Raw genomic sequence first — 16,693 nt, 5'->3', positions numbered from 1 at the left:
CAGAATTTGCCTGGCGGCTTTAGCGCGGTGGTCCCACCTGACCCCATGCCGAACTCAGAAGTGAAACGCCGTAGCGCCGATGGTAGTGTGGGGTCTCCCCATGTGAGAGTAGGGAACTGCCAGGCATCAAATTAAGCAGTAAACCGGGGCATTAAACCGGGAGTTGTAGAAGTCTTCGGTGGAGCGGTAGTTCAGTCGGTTAGAATACCTGCCTGTCACGCAGGGGGTCGCGGGTTCGAGTCCCGTCCGTTCCGCCACTTATTATAAAATTAAGCCTGCTATAAATTAGCAGGCTTAATGGTAAGAAAATTTAGGGGCGTAGCTCAGTTGGTAGAGCACCGGTCTCCAAAACCGGGTGTCGCGAGTTCGAGTCTCTCCGCCCCTGCCATATAATGATCCTTTGCTTCGGCAAAGGATTTTTTTTTGCCTCAAACAACCTCCTCAAAGTCTATCTAAGCTTGCGTCCCTGCAAGCCCCTTCCTTGCTAATCCATTATATTGATTTTTAATAGATCTTTAATCTGCACCTGTTTATCACTGTTCTGAAGCCAGATTGCATAAAGTGGTCTTGAGAGGGTTATTGAATCAGTAACGGTGTGCAAATTTAGCTTTTCATCTGCCCAACGGACAGGTAACCAGGTGCAACCCTTCAAAACGGCTAGCTGCTGGCACGCCATCTCAGCTGAACTTGTTGTAAGGGGTGGAACGTCATCTGCTGCAATCAAACCGACCTCATGCTGCTGGAAATCAGGCCCCCATTCCAGGCGTAAATAGCTGAGATCCGCCTTCATCATTGAAGGTTCAGCTGAATAGAGTGCAAGGCTAAACTGCCCCAGGATCTGGCTGCTAAATTCATCCATCTTGGGGGCTTCTGTCGTGATCAATAGATCCAACTGGCGCTCATGGAGCTGCTTAACGAGAGACTGACGCTGCGCGATCCTGGCTTCGAACTGCAAGTTGTTATGGGATTGGTATAAGCGTGTAAGCCATTGACTCAGCATACACTCCCACAAAGCTGCGCTCGCCCCGATGGAAAACTCGTTGTACCTCGAGGTATGAGCAACGTCCTTTCGCGCTGCCTGCCAGGTATTCATCAATGTTTCTGCGTACGGTAAGAGTTTCTCTCCGGCCGCCGTTAAGCGAATATTATTGCGATGACGGGTAAAAAGATTCACACCAAGCTGATTTTCTAGTTGGCGAATACGAAAACTGACTGCTGATTGCGTCAGGTACAGCGCTTCTGCCGCCCGCCCAAAGTGACGTGTTCTGCTCACTTCGAGGAAAGTTTTTAGCAATTCCGTATCCACATCTTTCTCCGCAAAATTATTTGTCGTTATGATTTAAATCTTTTGTTTTACACTCTGTCAAGCGTAACTAATACTCCGCGCCATTAATAGCTCGGCCAAAGAATTAGGAGCGTGTAGGATGGCGGAAAGCTTTACGACGACTAATCGTTTTTTCGACAATAAAAATTATCCGCGTGGGTTCTCTCGTCATGGTGATTTCACCATTAAAGAGGCGCAACTGCTTGAACGTCATGGTTACGCCTTTAACGAGTTAGATCTGGGGAAGCGTGAGCCTGCAACTGAAGACGAAAAACAGTTTGTTGCCGTTTGCCGTGGAGAGCGTGAGCCAGTATCTGAAGTTGAACGTGTATGGATCAAGTACATGTCACGCATCAAGCGACCAAAGCGTTTTCACACGCTGTCAGGCGGTAAGCCGCAGGTCGAAGGTGCAGAAGACTACACCGAGTCTGACGACTGAAGTAATGAGAAAGGGGCTCCGGCCCCTTTTTTTACGCCAGCATTTTTTGCAGATGCAGCAACAAGCGATCGATCGCGCGATAACTTAACGCTTCCTGCAAATGTCGTCTCTCAATGCTTCCACAGCCCTCTAAATCAGCAATGGTTCGTGCGACCTTCAGTAAACGCTGCCAGGCTCGTACTGACAGACCAAATCGCGTCAGGGTATCTTCCAGCCACCGAGAATCATCTTCTGCCAAAAAACAAATCTGTCGAATTTCAGCGTTATCGAGACGAGCATTGAGTTTATGTTGGCGTTGATATTGCCGTTTCTGAGCATTCGCGACTCTATCCCGAACGATCGCACTACTTTCGCCAGTGATGTTTTTCTGACTAAGCACTCCGGGCGGTGGTAACGGGATCTCCAGCGACAGGTCAAAACGATCAAGAAACGGCCCTGATAACCTCCCAAGATAGCGCAATGTCTGCTCAGGTGAGCTCCGGTTATGGTTGCCCTGATAATGTCCTGATGGACTGGGGTTCATTGCCGCGACAAGCTGAAACTGCGCCGGGTAGCTAATTTTGGCTCGCGTTCGGGAAATATGAATCTGCCCGGATTCGATGGGCTCTCGTAGTGCATCAAGAACACGACGCTCGAACTCGGGTAATTCATCCAGAAAAAGAATGCCATTATGCGCCAGCGAGATTTCCCCAGGCTGAGGAATGGAACCTCCACCAACCATCGCATTGAGAGAGGCGCTGTGGTGTGGTGAACGAAATGGCCTTCGTCTCCACTGCTTTTGCAAACGAGTCGAATTCACCAGACTGATAATTGCCGCGCTCTCTAGTGCTTCGTGATTGCTCAACGGCGGGAGAAGACCATTAAGTCGGCTGGCCAGCATCGTTTTACCCGTACCGGGAGGGCCGATGAGCAACAAGTTATGCCCACCCGCCGCAGTTATCTCCAGCGCACGTTTCCCTTGTTCCTGGCCGATGATATCACTCAGGTCATCAAGCGTATCGGGCACAATAATTCGATGATCTTCTGGCGCGGCAAGCTGATGCTTACCTTCGAGGAAGGCGCAGACCTCCTGCAAGTGCTCTGCAATCAGGCAGCCCTTTTCCTCGATGAGACTGACTTCAGACTCATTCTCCCGGGCGACAATAATCTGTCGACCTGCGCATAAGGCTGCCAGAGCCCCTGAGATTGCGCCAGGAACGCCCCTTAGCGCACCTGTAAGCGCAAGTTCACCAATAAACTCGTAGGTATTCAATCCAGGTGACTTAAGCTGCTCAGACGCAGCGAGAAGCGCAATGGCGATAGGTAAATCATATCGTCCACCCTCTTTTGGTAAATCGGCGGGTGCCAGGTTGATCGTTATCTTCTTTGCAGGAAAGGTGTAACCGCTATTGATGATTGCGCTGCGAACGCGGTCTCTGGCCTCTTTTACCGTTGTTTCTGGTAGCCCAACAAGCGTTAAGCCGGGTAGTCCATTACTCAAATGGACCTCAACAGAAATGAGTGGCGCGTTAACGCCTAAAGCGGCGCGGGTATAAACAACCGACAGTGACATGATTGCCTCCTTAAGATGCAACTATGCCAGCGCGCATTCGTCATTTTTACCGCAGATTTATGCCTTTACGAAGCGCATTCCTGTTTTTTAGCGTGAGAATGTAATCATTGCTCAGTTCAGGAATACGCATCGCAGCCTGTTCTGTCCTCGCTATTGATTGTTAGCGATGCCGATGAAAATGTGAGAAATATTCATTTTCTATTTTCTTCATATAAAACATACATTTTTTGCATATTTGTTAGTTGGATCAGAAAGTCAGTTATAAGTTTTCCTTGTGCTGGCTTGAATATCTGTGTTACCTCTTTAGGTATTCCTTCGAACAAGAAGCAAAAATACTGAATATGAAAGCCCTTCTACAAGTGATTAGCCTAGTCGTGATTAGCGTGGTGGTGATTATTATCCCACCGTGCGGGGCTGCACTTGGACGAGGAAAGGCTTAGGAATCAAGCCTTAACGAACTAAGACCCCCGCACCGAAAGGTCCGGGGGTTTTTTTATGACTTAAAAACTTAAATGAGGAGCAGATAATGATGACTAGCATAAAACACTGTTTCTCTCGATTTATGACGGGGAACTAACTATGAATGGGGCACAGTGGGTAGTACATGCGTTGCGCGCGCAGGGAGTCGAAATTGTCTTCGGTTATCCGGGAGGCGCAATTATGCCGATTTACGATGCACTGTATGACGGCGGCGTGGAACATCTCTTGTGCCGACACGAGCAGGGCGCGGCAATGGCAGCGATTGGGTTTGCACGTGCTACCGGCAAAACAGGCGTATGCATGGCGACCTCTGGTCCAGGTGCGACCAACCTGATCACCGGCCTGGCAGATGCTTTGCTTGATTCCGTCCCTGTCGTTGCGATCACCGGTCAGGTGGCGTTGCCGTTAATTGGTACCGACGCGTTTCAGGAAGTAGACGTTCTTGGTTTATCACTCGCTTGTACCAAACACAGCTTTTTAGTTCAGTCTCTCGAAGAGCTGCCGCGCGTGATGGCAGAAGCGTTCCAGGTGGCAAACTCAGGCCGCCCTGGCCCGGTGCTGATTGATATTCCCAAAGATATCCAGATTGCGTTGGGCGATTTGGAGCCGCATTTCTCCACCGTTGAGGGTGAAGAGTCTTTCCCGCATGTGGAATTGGAAGCGGCGCGTCAGATGTTCGCACAGGCTCAGCAACCGATGCTGTACATCGGGGGCGGTGTCGGTATGGCGCAGGCGGTTCCAGCGCTGCGCGAGTTTATCGCAACAACTCAAATACCGGCGACCTGTACGCTGAAAGGGCTGGGCGCAGTGGATGCCGATTACCCCTATTATCTGGGCATGCTGGGGATGCACGGTACCAAAGCCGCCAACCTTGCGGTGCAAGAATGCGATCTTCTTATCGCTGTCGGAGCTCGCTTCGATGACCGCGTAACCGGCAAGCTGAACACGTTTGCGCCAAATGCCAAAGTCATCCATATGGATATCGACCCGGCGGAAATGAATAAACTGCGCCAGGTTCACGTGGCATTGCAGGGCGATCTGAACGCACTCCTGCCCGCGTTGCAGCAACCACTGTCGATTGATAGCTGGCGGTCGCATACAGCTAATATGCGTACCGAACATGCCTGGCGTTACGATCACCCTGGTGAAGCCATCTATGCGCCGCTGCTGTTAAAACAGCTGTCCGATCGTAAACCGACAGACTGCGTGGTGACCACCGATGTGGGTCAGCACCAGATGTGGTCCGCACAGCATATGACTTACACCCGCCCGGAGAACTTCATCACTTCAAGTGGTTTAGGCACGATGGGCTTTGGCTTGCCTGCGGCGGTGGGCGCGCAGGTTGCTCGCCCGAACGATACGGTTATCTGCATCTCCGGCGACGGCTCATTCATGATGAACGTGCAGGAGCTGGGCACCGTAAAACGCAAGCAATTACCGCTGAAAATCCTTTTACTCGATAACCAGCGTTTAGGGATGGTTCGACAGTGGCAGCAGTTGTTCTTTAACGAGCGATATAGCGAAACCACCCTTACCGATAACCCCGATTTTCTTGTGTTGGCCAGCGCCTTCGGCATTCCAGGCCAACACATCACCCGTAAAGACCAGGTTGAAGCGGCACTCGACACCATGCTGGAAAGCGAAGGGCCTTATCTGCTTCATGTCTCAATCGACGAGCTTGAGAACGTCTGGCCATTGGTGCCACCCGGTGCCAGTAACGCACAAATGCTGGAGAAATTATCATGATGCAACATCAAGTCGCCGTACAGGCCCGCTTCAATCCGGAAACTTTAGAACGTGTGTTACGCGTTGTGCGCCACCGTGGTTTTCAAATTTGCGCCATGAATATGGAAACCGCCACCGATGCTCAAAACATAAATATCGAATTGACCGTTGCCAGCCCACGGTCGGTCGACTTACTGTTTAGTCAGTTAAGTAAGCTGGTTGATGTGGCGCACGTTGCCATCTGCCAGAGCAAAACGACATCACAACAAATCCGCGCTTAAGCGTGACAGGAATAAAAATGACGACGAAGAAAGCTGATTACATTTGGTTCAACGGTGAGATGGTTCGTTGGGAAGATGCGAAGATCCATGTGATGTCCCACGCCCTGCACTACGGTACTTCCGTCTTTGAAGGTATCCGTTGCTACGATTCTCATAAAGGACCCGTGGTGTTCCGTCATCGTGAACACATGCAGCGTCTGCGTGACTCAGCCAAAATCTACCGTTTTCCCGTCTCGCAGAGCGTTGATGAACTGATGGAAGCCTGCCGCGCCGTTATTCGTAAAAATAATCTGACGAGCGCCTATATTCGTCCGCTGGTCTTTGTCGGTGATGTTGGAATGGGGGTTAACCCGCCAGACGGGTACACCACTGACGTCATCATTGCCGCGTTCCCGTGGGGCGCCTATCTGGGTGCAGATGCGCTGGATCAGGGGATCGACGCAATGGTTTCTTCCTGGAATCGCGTGGCACCAAACACAATCCCTACCGCTGCAAAAGCAGGTGGAAACTACCTATCTTCTCTGTTGGTGGGTAGCGAAGCACGCCGCCACGGCTATCAGGAAGGTATCGCGCTGGACGTTAACGGCTACATCTCTGAAGGCGCAGGTGAAAACCTGTTTGAAGTGAAAGACGGCATCCTGTTCACTCCACCGTTCACGTCGTCTGCACTGCCGGGAATTACCCGCGACGCCATCATCAAGCTGGCGAAAGATATGGATATCGAAGTCCGTGAACAGGTTCTGTCCCGTGAATCGCTGTATCTTGCCGATGAAGTCTTTATGTCTGGCACTGCGGCAGAAATCACCCCGGTTCGCAGCGTTGACGGCATCCAGGTAGGCGAAGGCCGCTGTGGCCCGGTCACCAAACGTATTCAGCAAGCATTCTTTGGCCTCTTCACCGGTGAAACGGAAGATAAATGGGGCTGGTTGGATCAAGTGAATTCATAAGCATAATTTTGGGACGGCACGCACCGTCCCACCGATGAGATAGACGGGAGTTAATTAAGCATGCCTAAGTATCGTTCAGCCACCACCACCCACGGTCGTAACATGGCCGGAGCCCGCGCACTGTGGCGCGCAACCGGGATGACCGACGACGATTTCGGCAAGCCGATTATCGCCGTGGTTAACTCCTTTACCCAGTTCGTACCGGGCCACGTCCATTTGCGCGATCTGGGTAAGCTGGTCGCTGAGCAAATCGAAGCGTCAGGCGGCGTGGCAAAAGAGTTCAATACCATTGCCGTGGATGACGGCATCGCGATGGGTCACGGGGGTATGCTTTATTCACTGCCGTCGCGCGAGCTGATCGCCGATTCCGTGGAATACATGGTTAACGCCCACTGCGCCGATGCGATGGTCTGCATCTCCAACTGCGACAAAATCACCCCAGGGATGCTGATGGCATCCCTGCGTTTAAACATTCCGGTGATCTTTGTTTCTGGCGGTCCGATGGAAGCGGGTAAAACGAAGCTGTCGGATCAGATAATCAAGCTCGACCTGGTCGATGCGATGATTCAAGGTGCGGATCCGAAAGTCTCCGATGAGCAGAGCGACCAGGTGGAACGTTCCGCGTGTCCGACCTGCGGTTCCTGCTCAGGCATGTTCACCGCGAACTCCATGAACTGTCTGACCGAAGCACTGGGTCTTTCTCAGCCGGGCAATGGCTCACTGCTGGCGACCCACGCCGATCGTGAACAGTTGTTCCTCAATGCCGGGACGCGCATCGTTGAATTGACCAAACGTTATTACGAGCAAGACGATGCCAGCGCGCTGCCGCGCAACATTGCCAACAAAGCCGCATTCGAAAACGCCATGACGCTTGATATCGCCATGGGCGGTTCTACCAACACCGTTCTGCACCTGCTGGCCGCCGCGCAGGAAGCCGAAATCGATTTCACCATGAGCGATATCGATAAGCTTTCACGCAAGGTGCCACAGCTGTGCAAGGTTGCGCCGAGCACGCCAAAATATCATATGGAAGATGTTCACCGTGCCGGTGGCGTTCTTGGGATTCTGGGCGAACTCGATCGCGCCAGCCTGTTGAACCGTGAGGTGAAAAACATTCTTGGCCTGACGCTGCCGGAGTCACTTGAGCAGTACGACGTGATGCTGACGAAAGACCAGGCCGTGAAAGACATGTTCCGCGCAGGCCCCGCAGGGATCCGTACCACCAAGGCTTTCTCGCAAAATTGTCGCTGGGATACGCTGGACGACGATCGCGCCAACGGCTGTATTCGTTCTCTGGAGAATGCCTATAGCCAGGAGGGCGGTCTGGCCGTTCTGTACGGTAACTTCGCGGAAAACGGCTGTATCGTGAAAACCGCAGGCGTGGATGACAGCATCCTGAAATTCACCGGCCCGGCAAAAGTGTACGAAAGCCAGGACGACGCGGTTGAAGCGATCCTGGGCGGTAAAGTCGTGGCGGGCGATGTGGTTGTGATTCGCTACGAAGGGCCGAAAGGCGGGCCGGGTATGCAGGAAATGCTTTACCCAACCACCTTCCTGAAGTCGATGGGTCTTGGCAAAGCCTGCGCGCTCATCACCGACGGTCGTTTCTCCGGTGGTACCTCCGGGCTTTCTATCGGCCACGTCTCTCCAGAAGCCGCGAGCGGCGGTAACATTGCCATTATCGAAGACGGCGATCTGATTGAAATCGATATTCCCAACCGTGGCATTCAGCTTCAGTTGAGCAGTCAAGACATTGCCGCACGTCGTGAAGCACAGGACGCTCGTGGAGATAAAGCGTGGACGCCGAAAGACCGTCAGCGCGAGGTTTCCTACGCCCTGCGTGCCTATGCAACGCTTGCCACCAGTGCGGACAAAGGTGCTGTGCGCGATAAATCTAAACTGGGGGGTTAATGATGGCCGAATCGCAACCCCTATCCGCCGCCCCTGACGGGGCGGAATACCTCAGAGCGGTGCTGCGTGCACCGGTCTATGAAGCGGTGCAGGTCACGCCGCTGCAAAAGATGGACAAGCTCTCGTCACGTCTTAATAACGTGATTCTGGTGAAGCGCGAAGACCGACAGCCTGTGCATAGCTTCAAGCTGCGCGGAGCTTACGCGATGATGGCTGGGCTGACCGAAGAGCAAAAGGCGCGTGGTGTGATTACGGCTTCCGCTGGCAACCATGCGCAGGGCGTTGCGTTTTCTGCCGCGCGTCTGGGCCTGAAAGCGCTCATCGTAATGCCGGTGGCCACTGCTGATATCAAAGTTGACGCGGTGCGTGGTTTTGGCGGCGAAGTGCTGTTACACGGCGCAAACTTTGATGAAGCCAAATCAAAAGCCATTGAGCTCTCTCAGCAGCAGGGCTTTACCTGGGTTCCTCCGTTCGATCACCCCATGGTGATTGCCGGACAGGGCACGCTGGCGCTGGAGCTATTACAGCAGGATGCACATCTCGATCGCGTATTTGTACCGGTGGGCGGTGGCGGTCTGGCGGCGGGCGTAGCGGTACTTATCAAACAGCTGATGCCGCAAATCAAAGTGATTGCCGTCGAAGCAGAAGATTCCGCCTGCCTGAAAGCAGCGCTGGATGCGGGTCATCCGGTGGATCTTGCGCGGGTTGGCCTGTTTGCCGAAGGCGTGGCGGTGAAACGCATTGGTGATGAGACCTTCCGCGTGTGTCAGGAATATCTCGACGACATCATCACCGTCGACAGCGATGCTATCTGCGCGGCCATGAAAGATCTGTTCGAGGACGTTCGTGCGGTGGCAGAACCGTCCGGGGCGCTGGCACTGGCGGGGATGAAAAAGTACATCGCGCAGCACAACATTCGCGGTGAACGTCTGGCGCACGTGCTGTCTGGCGCTAACGTTAACTTCCATGGTCTGCGTTACGTTTCCGAACGTTGCGAACTGGGCGAACAACGCGAAGCGCTACTGGCCGTCACGATCCCGGAAGAGAAAGGTAGTTTCCTTAAGTTCTGCCAGCTGCTTGGCGGGCGTTCGGTTACCGAGTTTAACTATCGATTTGCCGATGCCAAAGACGCCTGCATTTTTGTTGGCGTGCGCCTGAGCCGTGGTCTGGAGGAGCGTAAAGAGATCCTCAGCCTATTGCACGACGGTGGCTACAGCGTGGTGGATCTTTCCGACGACGAAATGGCGAAACTACACGTGCGTTATATGGTCGGTGGACGCCCATCTAAGCCATTACAGGAACGTCTGTTCAGCTTTGAGTTCCCGGAATCACCGGGCGCACTGCTGAAGTTTCTGCATACGCTGGGTACACACTGGAACATTTCTCTGTTCCATTATCGCAGCCACGGCACCGATTTTGGACGCGTGCTAGCGGGATTTGAGTTGGGCGAGCACGAGCCCGATTTCGAAACGCGGCTGAACGAGCTGGGCTACGACTGCCATGACGAAACCCATAATCCGGCATTCAGGTTCTTCCTGGCCGGTTAGTGGTTTGGCAAAATCTGCCAGAAAGCATCAATAAGCGGCTCATGCAGCCGCTTTTTTTGTGCGCAAACGCCAAGCTCAAACGGTGTTTTCTCATCACTGCGCTCTAAAATCATCACGCGATTGCGCACCGGCTCCGGACTATTTTCCAGTACTACTTCCGGCAGTAACGCCACGCCGCAGCCTAAGGCGACCATGGATACCATAGCCTCGTGCCCGCCTACCGTTGCGTAAATCGACGGGTTGCTGATTTTCTGACGGCGGAACCAGAGTTCGATGCGGCGTCGCACCGGTCCTTGATCGGCCATGATAAAGGGCACCGTTGACCAATCGGGGGAATCCACTGAGACCTGATTACGCACTGGACAGGGAAGGGCCGGTGCAATCAACACCACTGCCAGATTTTCCAGCATTGAAAAAGCGACCGCGCCGGGCAATGTTTCCGGCTTACCCGCAATCGCTAAATCCGCTTCGCCCGTTACCACTTTTTCCATTGCATCTGCGGCATCACCGGTAGTGAGCTTGATTTCCACTGAGGGATGTTCAGCGCGGAAGCGGTCGAGAATGGGAGGGAGGTGACTGTATGCCGCCGTAACGGAGCAAAAAATATGCAGCTCACCCGAGAGAGAAGGGCCTTGCTGATCGATGGTGTGGCGTAATCGCTGATACTGCAATAACGTTTGCTGAGCAAAGGTACGTAATTCGTCACCAGCTTCCGTCAGCGTGACGGTGCGATTATCGCGCACAAACAACGCCTGGCCGAGATCCTCTTCCAGACGCTGAATTTGGCGGGACAGTGTGGAAGGACTGACGTGCATCGCCCGCGCACTGCGGCCAAAGTGACGGCTTTCCGCCAGATGCAAAAACATTTTCAGATCGCGTAAATCCACAGACTGCACTCCGCATTTTTACGTTGCATAAATTGCAACGTTACGTTGTGAATATATCAATTTCCGCAATGTATTTCCTGTCATATAGTAAGTTCATTCTCGCATAAGCGAAGTACACCGAATAATAAGCACCACAACACAACATCACGAGGTTCCACCATGGCTAACTACTTCAATACACTGAATCTGCGTCAGCAGCTGGCGCAACTGGGCAAATGCCGCTTTATGGGTCGCGACGAATTTGCCGATGGCGCGAGCTACCTTCAGGGTAAAAAAGTGGTCATCGTCGGCTGTGGCGCGCAGGGTCTGAACCAGGGCCTGAACATGCGTGACTCCGGTCTGGATATCTCCTACGCCCTGCGTAAAGAAGCCATTGCTGAGAAGCGTGCTTCCTGGCGTAAAGCGACTGAAAACGGCTTCAAAGTAGGCACCTATGAAGAGCTGATCCCGCAGGCCGATCTGGTGGTTAACCTGACGCCAGACAAACAGCACTCCGACGTGGTGCGTGCTGTTCAGCCAATGATGAAAGACGGCGCTGCGCTGGGTTACTCTCACGGTTTCAACATTGTTGAAGTGGGTGAGCAGATTCGTAAAGACATCACCGTGGTGATGGTGGCACCGAAATGTCCGGGCACCGAAGTACGTGAAGAGTACAAACGCGGGTTTGGCGTGCCGACTCTGATCGCCGTTCACCCGGAAAACGATCCAAAAGGCGAAGGCATGGCAATCGCCAAAGCCTGGGCTGCGGCTACCGGTGGTCACCGTGCAGGTGTTCTGGAATCGTCCTTCGTGGCAGAAGTAAAATCTGACCTGATGGGTGAGCAGACCATCCTCTGCGGCATGCTGCAGGCTGGCTCTTTGCTGTGCTTCGACAAGCTGGTAGAAGAAGGTACCGACCCGGCTTACGCAGAAAAACTGATTCAGTTCGGCTGGGAAACCATCACCGAAGCGCTGAAGCAGGGCGGCATTACGCTGATGATGGATCGTCTGTCCAACCCGGCTAAACTGCGCGCTTATGCACTGTCAGAACAGCTGAAAGCGATCATGGCACCGCTGTTCCAGAAACACATGGACGATATCATCTCCGGTGAATTCTCTTCCGGCATGATGGCGGACTGGGCGAACGACGACAAAAATCTGCTGACCTGGCGTGAAGAGACCGGCAAAACTGCGTTCGAAACCGCTTCGCAGTTCGATGGTAAAATCAGCGAGCAAGAGTACTTCGACAAAGGCGTGCTGATGATCGCAATGGTAAAAGCGGGCGTTGAGCTGGCGTTCGAAACCATGGTTGATTCCGGTATCATCGAAGAGTCTGCTTACTACGAATCACTGCACGAGCTGCCGCTTATTGCGAACACCATCGCGCGTAAGCGTCTGTATGAAATGAACGTGGTTATCTCCGATACCGCTGAATACGGTAACTACCTGTTCTCTTACGCGTGTGTTCCGCTGCTGAAAGAATTCATGACCACGCTGCAAGCAGGCGATCTGGGTAAAGCCGTTGCCGAAGGCGCTGTAGATAACGCTCAGTTGCGTGATGCAAACGAAGCGATTCGCAGCCATGCGATTGAAAGCGTGGGTCACAAACTGCGTGGCTATATGAAAGATATGAAGCGTATTGCCGTCGCAGGCTGATTCCTGCAATTCGGAATGCATAGAGGAATCGCTTTCCACTATCAAAAAAGCCCAGTGAGCGTAAGCTCACTGGGCTTTTTATTAATTCCTGTAAAGCACTTTAATGATGTGGTAACCGAACTGGGTGTGCAGTGGACCGGTTGGTTCCAGCACCGGGCAGGAGAACACCACTTTGTCGAACGCCGGCACCATCTGGCCCTGACGGAATTCACCCAGGTGACCGCCTTTTTTACCTGATGGACAGGTCGAGTGTTTCTTCGCTAACTTTTCAAAGTCTGCGCCATTTTTGATTTGTTCCAGAAGATCTAAAGCCAGTTTCTCTTCTTTAACAAGGATATGCAGTGCTGCCGCGGTTTTAGCCATGATCGTGCCTTGAGTGGTATGGATTAGGCTCGCTATACTATCACGCGTTTTACTCCTCTCCCGACTTTCATTGAGTGACCTTCTTATGCGTTTAAACCCCGGACAACAACAAGCCGTCGAATTCGTCACCGGACCTTGCCTGGTGCTGGCGGGTGCTGGATCCGGCAAAACCCGCGTGATCACCAATAAGATTGCTCACCTGATTCGCGGCTGCGGCTATCAGGCACGTCAAATCGCGGCGGTGACCTTTACCAACAAAGCGGCACGCGAAATGAAAGAACGTGTCGGGCAAACGATGGGCCGCAAAGAGGCGCGTGGCCTGATGATTTCGACCTTCCATACGCTGGGTCTGGATATCATCAAGCGCGAATACGCTGCGTTAGGGATGAAATCGAACTTTTCGTTGTTCGACGATACCGATCAGGTTGCTTTACTTAAAGAGCTGACCGAGGGGCGGATCGAAGATGACAAATTGATACTCCAGCAGTTGATCTCAACGATCTCAAACTGGAAAAACGATCTGATGACGCCTGCACAGGCGGCGGCGAGCGCAAAAGGCGAACGCGATCGGATCTTCGCGCATTGCTACAGCCTATACGATGACCATCTTAAAGCCTGTAATGTGCTCGACTTTGACGATCTGATCCTGTTGCCGACGCTGCTTTTACAGCGTAACGAAGAGGTACGCGAGCGCTGGCAAAATAAGATCCGCTATCTGCTGGTGGATGAATATCAAGATACCAACACCAGCCAATATGAACTGGTTAAACTGCTGGTGGGTCAGCGGGCGCGCTTTACCGTGGTGGGCGATGATGACCAGTCAATTTACTCCTGGCGTGGCGCACGTCCGCAAAACCTGGTCTTGCTGAGTCAAGATTTCCCGGCATTGCAGGTGGTTAAGCTGGAGCAGAACTACCGTTCCTCCGGACGTATTCTGAAGGCGGCGAATATTTTGATCGCCAATAACCCGCATGTCTTCGAAAAGCGCCTTTTCTCCGAGCTAAGTTACGGTACCGAACTGAAAGTGCTGAACGCAAACAGTGAGGAGCATGAAGCCGAGCGCGTTGCGGGTGAGTTGATTGCCCATCACTTCGTCAATAAAACGCAGTATAAGGATTATGCGATTTTGTATCGCGGCAACCACCAGTCGCGCGTCTTCGAAAAGATGCTGATGCAAAACCGCATTCCGTACAAAATTTCTGGCGGTACATCGTTCTTCTCGCGACCGGAAATAAAAGATCTCCTCGCTTATCTGCGTGTGCTGACTAACCCAGACGACGACAGTGCTTTTTTACGTATCGTGAATACGCCTAAGCGTGAGATTGGGCCAGCGACCCTGCAAAAGCTGGGCGAATGGGCGATGACTCGCAACAAAAGCATGTTTACCGCCAGCTTCGATATGGGACTTAGCCAGACGCTGGCCGGGCGTGGATATGAGTCGTTAACACGCTTCACGCAGTGGTTGGGTGACGTTCAGCGTCTTGCGGAGCGCGAGCCTATTTCAGCGGTGCGTGATTTAATTCACGGCATCAACTACGAATCCTGGCTTTACGAAACGTCCGCCAGCCCAAAAGCGGCTGAAATGCGGATGAAAAACGTCAACCAGCTTTTCACCTGGATGACGGAAATGCTGGAAGGGTCGGAAATTGATGAACCCATGACGCTGACTCAGGTGGTAACCCGGTTTACCTTACGCGACATGATGGAACGTGGCGAAAGTGAAGAAGAGGCTGACCAGGTTCAATTGATGACGCTTCATGCTTCTAAAGGGCTTGAATTTCCTTATGTTTATTTAGTCGGAATGGAAGAGGGTTTGTTGCCACACCAGAGTAGTATCGACGAAGATAACGTTGAGGAAGAGCGTCGTCTGGCCTACGTCGGCATTACGCGCGCGCAGAAAGAACTGACCTTCACGATGTGCAAAGAACGTCGTCAGTACGGTGAACTGGTGCGTCCTGAGCCGAGCCGTTTCCTGCTTGAGCTACCGCAGGACGATTTGATGTGGGAACAAGAACGAAAAGTGATTACGGCAGAAGAAAGGATGCACAAAGGGCAGGCTAACGTGGCAAATATCCGCGCGATGCTGGCAAAAGCCAAAGAGAAATAAACGTGACGTTATCTCACCACGAGTGACCAGTGGACATAGCTTTGCCACTGGCATTCCTGATCGATAAGTTCAGCCCCAAGTGGGTGATGGCTCAGCCAGTTTTCGGGCAATGTGAGCGCCAGATTTTCACCCTCAACTTCGAGCGTCATGGTCGGCAGCAAATCATCACGACGGCGGCTGGCGAATAAAATGGCCAGACGCAGAAGTCGACAAAGATGTTCGGCAACGCGCGGCGGTACGGCATTTTGTTGATGCAAAGAAGAAAGATCAACGTTGTTGGTCTGATTCAATAACAAGGTGGCCAGAAGCTTTTTCTGCGCTGGTGTAAACCCCGGAAGATCGAGATGACGAACCAGGTATGCGGCGTGACCAGGAGCCTGTTTAAAATCGATACTCAAACCCACTTCATGCAACGCACAGGCACTTATCAGCAAATCGCGACTTAATGGCTCGATATCCCAGTGGCCGCTGAGCTGATCGGCAAAGTGTGATGCCAGTTGTCCAACGCGTTGAGCCTGTTCGATATCCACCATAAATCGACGTTGTACGTTACGAATCGTACGGCTACGCACATCTTGTTCAACCGACAAATGCAGCATACCGTAGACCAGACCTTCGCGGAGCGCACCGCCAGCCAGCGTCATGCAGTGAATATTAAGTTCCGTAAATATAGCGATCAGGATCGCCAGTCCGCTTGGGAAGACCAAAGCACGTTCTAGCGTTAATCCTTCGATTTCAAGCTCTTCAAGACGGCCGCATTGAATGGCGCGTTGCTTGAGTTGCTGAAGTTTGGCCAGCGTAATCCGCTCGTCCATTCCTTGCGCCATCATGATTTCTTGTAGCGCCTGAACGGTACCCGAAGCCCCGACACACACTTTCCAGCCGTGATAGCGCAGTTCGTCCATCACGGGGCGCAGGACTTCGCGGGCGGCTTTTTCCGCTTCGTCAAAGTTCTCCTGGCCGAGATTGCGATCGGTAAAATAGCGCTCAAGCCAGGTCACACAGCCCATGGAAAGGCTAAACAACGACGTAGCCTGCGCGCCGGTACCGGTGACCAGCTCAGTACTGGCTCCACCGATGTCCACGACCAGACGACGATCGTCACCACCCGTCGTGTGGGCAACGCCCTGATAGATTAAACGCGCTTCTTCTTCGCCGCTAATCACCTGCACCGGACAGCCAAGAATCTCCTGCGCTTTCGCAATAAAATCAACGGCGTTAACCGCCAGACGTAGCGTGGCGGTCGCGACAACGCGAATTTGCGCGTGCGGGATATCTTGCAGACGTTCAGCAAAGAGACGCAGACATTGCCAGCCGCGTTCCATGGCTTCAGGGGAAAGGTGATTTTCCTGACTAAGGCCCGCCGCGAGACGGACCTTGCGCTTGATACGGGTCAGGGTTTGAATGCTCCCAGCCACCTCGCGTACCACCAGCATATGAAAACTATTCGAACCTAAATCAATAGCTGCATAGAGCGAGGAACCGGTCTTCATTC

The 16,693-nt window shown here is 52.8% G+C and carries 14 protein-coding genes, 2 tRNA genes and 1 rRNA gene; 12 read left to right on the top strand and 5 right to left on the bottom strand.

Annotation, left to right across the window (positions count from 1 at the left end):
* Window positions 1–9 precede the first annotated feature (9 nt).
* The 3 genes from rrf (at window position 10) to AC6EMZ_RS21420 (ending at window position 388) form a co-directional block, all read left to right on the top strand.
* A 5S ribosomal RNA gene (gene rrf / locus AC6EMZ_RS21430) occupies window positions 10–125 on the top strand.
* Window positions 126–180: 55 nt separating this feature from the next.
* Window positions 181–257: transfer RNA gene (locus AC6EMZ_RS21425), tRNA-Asp, on the top strand.
* 55 nt (window positions 258–312) lie between these two features.
* Window positions 313–388, top strand: a tRNA-Trp gene (locus tag AC6EMZ_RS21420).
* 96 nt (window positions 389–484) lie between these two features.
* Here the strand turns inward: AC6EMZ_RS21420 and hdfR are convergent.
* Window positions 485–1,306, bottom strand: coding sequence for an HTH-type transcriptional regulator HdfR (gene hdfR / locus AC6EMZ_RS21415; RefSeq protein ID WP_498404856.1), 822 nt, complete (start codon window positions 1,304–1,306; stop codon window positions 485–487).
* A gap of 118 nt (window positions 1,307–1,424) precedes the next feature.
* Here hdfR and AC6EMZ_RS21410 point away from each other — a divergent pair, with 118 nt between their 5' ends.
* Entirely contained in the window at window positions 1,425–1,763 is a 339-nt protein-coding gene (locus AC6EMZ_RS21410) for a MaoP family protein (protein WP_498404855.1), read from the top strand.
* Window positions 1,764–1,794: 31 nt separating this feature from the next.
* On the opposite strand, the gene AC6EMZ_RS21405 is transcribed toward AC6EMZ_RS21410, so the two are convergent.
* On the bottom strand, window positions 1,795–3,315 hold the full coding sequence (locus AC6EMZ_RS21405; protein WP_498404854.1) for a YifB family Mg chelatase-like AAA ATPase: 1,521 nt from the start codon (window positions 3,313–3,315) through the stop codon (window positions 1,795–1,797).
* A gap of 341 nt (window positions 3,316–3,656) precedes the next feature.
* Here AC6EMZ_RS21405 and ilvL point away from each other — a divergent pair, with 341 nt between their 5' ends.
* From ilvL to ilvA, 6 genes are all read left to right on the top strand, one after another.
* Window positions 3,657–3,755 (top strand): ilv operon leader peptide, encoded by a 99-nt coding sequence (ilvL, locus tag AC6EMZ_RS21400; RefSeq protein ID WP_071818784.1) that lies wholly within the window; start codon window positions 3,657–3,659, stop codon window positions 3,753–3,755.
* A 139-nt stretch (window positions 3,756–3,894) separates the two neighbouring features.
* Window positions 3,895–5,541 carry an acetolactate synthase 2 catalytic subunit gene (ilvG, locus tag AC6EMZ_RS21395; protein WP_498404853.1) on the top strand — a complete coding sequence of 549 codons (1,647 nt, stop codon included), beginning with the start codon at window positions 3,895–3,897 and terminating at the stop codon, window positions 5,539–5,541.
* Window positions 5,538–5,801: an acetolactate synthase 2 small subunit gene (gene ilvM / locus AC6EMZ_RS21390; RefSeq protein WP_498404852.1), complete on the top strand. Its 264-nt coding sequence runs from the start codon at window positions 5,538–5,540 to the stop codon at window positions 5,799–5,801. The genes ilvG and ilvM overlap by 4 nt, the downstream gene beginning before the upstream one ends.
* A gap of 17 nt (window positions 5,802–5,818) precedes the next feature.
* Window positions 5,819–6,748, top strand: a complete 930-nt coding sequence (locus AC6EMZ_RS21385; RefSeq protein ID WP_498404851.1) for a branched-chain amino acid transaminase — start codon at window positions 5,819–5,821, stop codon at window positions 6,746–6,748.
* Window positions 6,749–6,808: 60 nt separating this feature from the next.
* A complete protein-coding gene (gene ilvD / locus AC6EMZ_RS21380) occupies window positions 6,809–8,659 on the top strand; it encodes a dihydroxy-acid dehydratase (protein ID WP_498404850.1) in 1,851 nt (616 codons plus the stop codon).
* Between the two features lie 2 nt (window positions 8,660–8,661).
* On the top strand, window positions 8,662–10,206 hold the full coding sequence (gene ilvA, locus AC6EMZ_RS21375) for a threonine ammonia-lyase, biosynthetic (protein WP_498404859.1): 1,545 nt from the start codon (window positions 8,662–8,664) through the stop codon (window positions 10,204–10,206).
* On the opposite strand, the gene ilvY is transcribed toward ilvA, so the two are convergent.
* A complete protein-coding gene (ilvY, locus tag AC6EMZ_RS21370; protein WP_498404849.1) occupies window positions 10,203–11,093 on the bottom strand; it encodes an HTH-type transcriptional activator IlvY in 891 nt (296 codons plus the stop codon). The two genes, ilvA and ilvY, sit on opposite strands and share 4 nt — an antisense overlap.
* Before the next feature lie 159 nt (window positions 11,094–11,252).
* Between ilvY and ilvC the strand changes: the two genes are divergently transcribed.
* Window positions 11,253–12,728 carry a ketol-acid reductoisomerase gene (ilvC, locus tag AC6EMZ_RS21365; RefSeq protein ID WP_498404848.1) on the top strand — a complete coding sequence of 492 codons (1,476 nt, stop codon included), beginning with the start codon at window positions 11,253–11,255 and terminating at the stop codon, window positions 12,726–12,728.
* An 81-nt stretch (window positions 12,729–12,809) separates the two neighbouring features.
* Here the strand turns inward: ilvC and ppiC are convergent, their stop codons facing one another.
* On the bottom strand, window positions 12,810–13,091 hold the full coding sequence (ppiC, locus tag AC6EMZ_RS21360) for a peptidylprolyl isomerase PpiC (protein ID WP_015960967.1): 282 nt from the start codon (window positions 13,089–13,091) through the stop codon (window positions 12,810–12,812).
* A gap of 85 nt (window positions 13,092–13,176) precedes the next feature.
* On the opposite strand from ppiC, the gene rep reads away from it, so the two are divergent.
* Window positions 13,177–15,198, top strand: coding sequence for a DNA helicase Rep (rep, locus tag AC6EMZ_RS21355; protein ID WP_498404847.1), 2,022 nt, complete (start codon window positions 13,177–13,179; stop codon window positions 15,196–15,198).
* 8 nt (window positions 15,199–15,206) lie between these two features.
* On the opposite strand, the gene gppA is transcribed toward rep, so the two are convergent.
* Window positions 15,207–16,691, bottom strand: coding sequence for a guanosine-5'-triphosphate,3'-diphosphate diphosphatase (gene gppA / locus AC6EMZ_RS21350; protein WP_498404846.1), 1,485 nt, complete (start codon window positions 16,689–16,691; stop codon window positions 15,207–15,209).
* Window positions 16,692–16,693 lie beyond the last annotated feature (2 nt).

The organism is Enterobacter sp. SCRI0065, from assembly GCF_059766475.1.
Note: the sequence above shows the minus strand (reverse complement) of the source record. Positions and strands in the feature narration are given on the sequence as shown.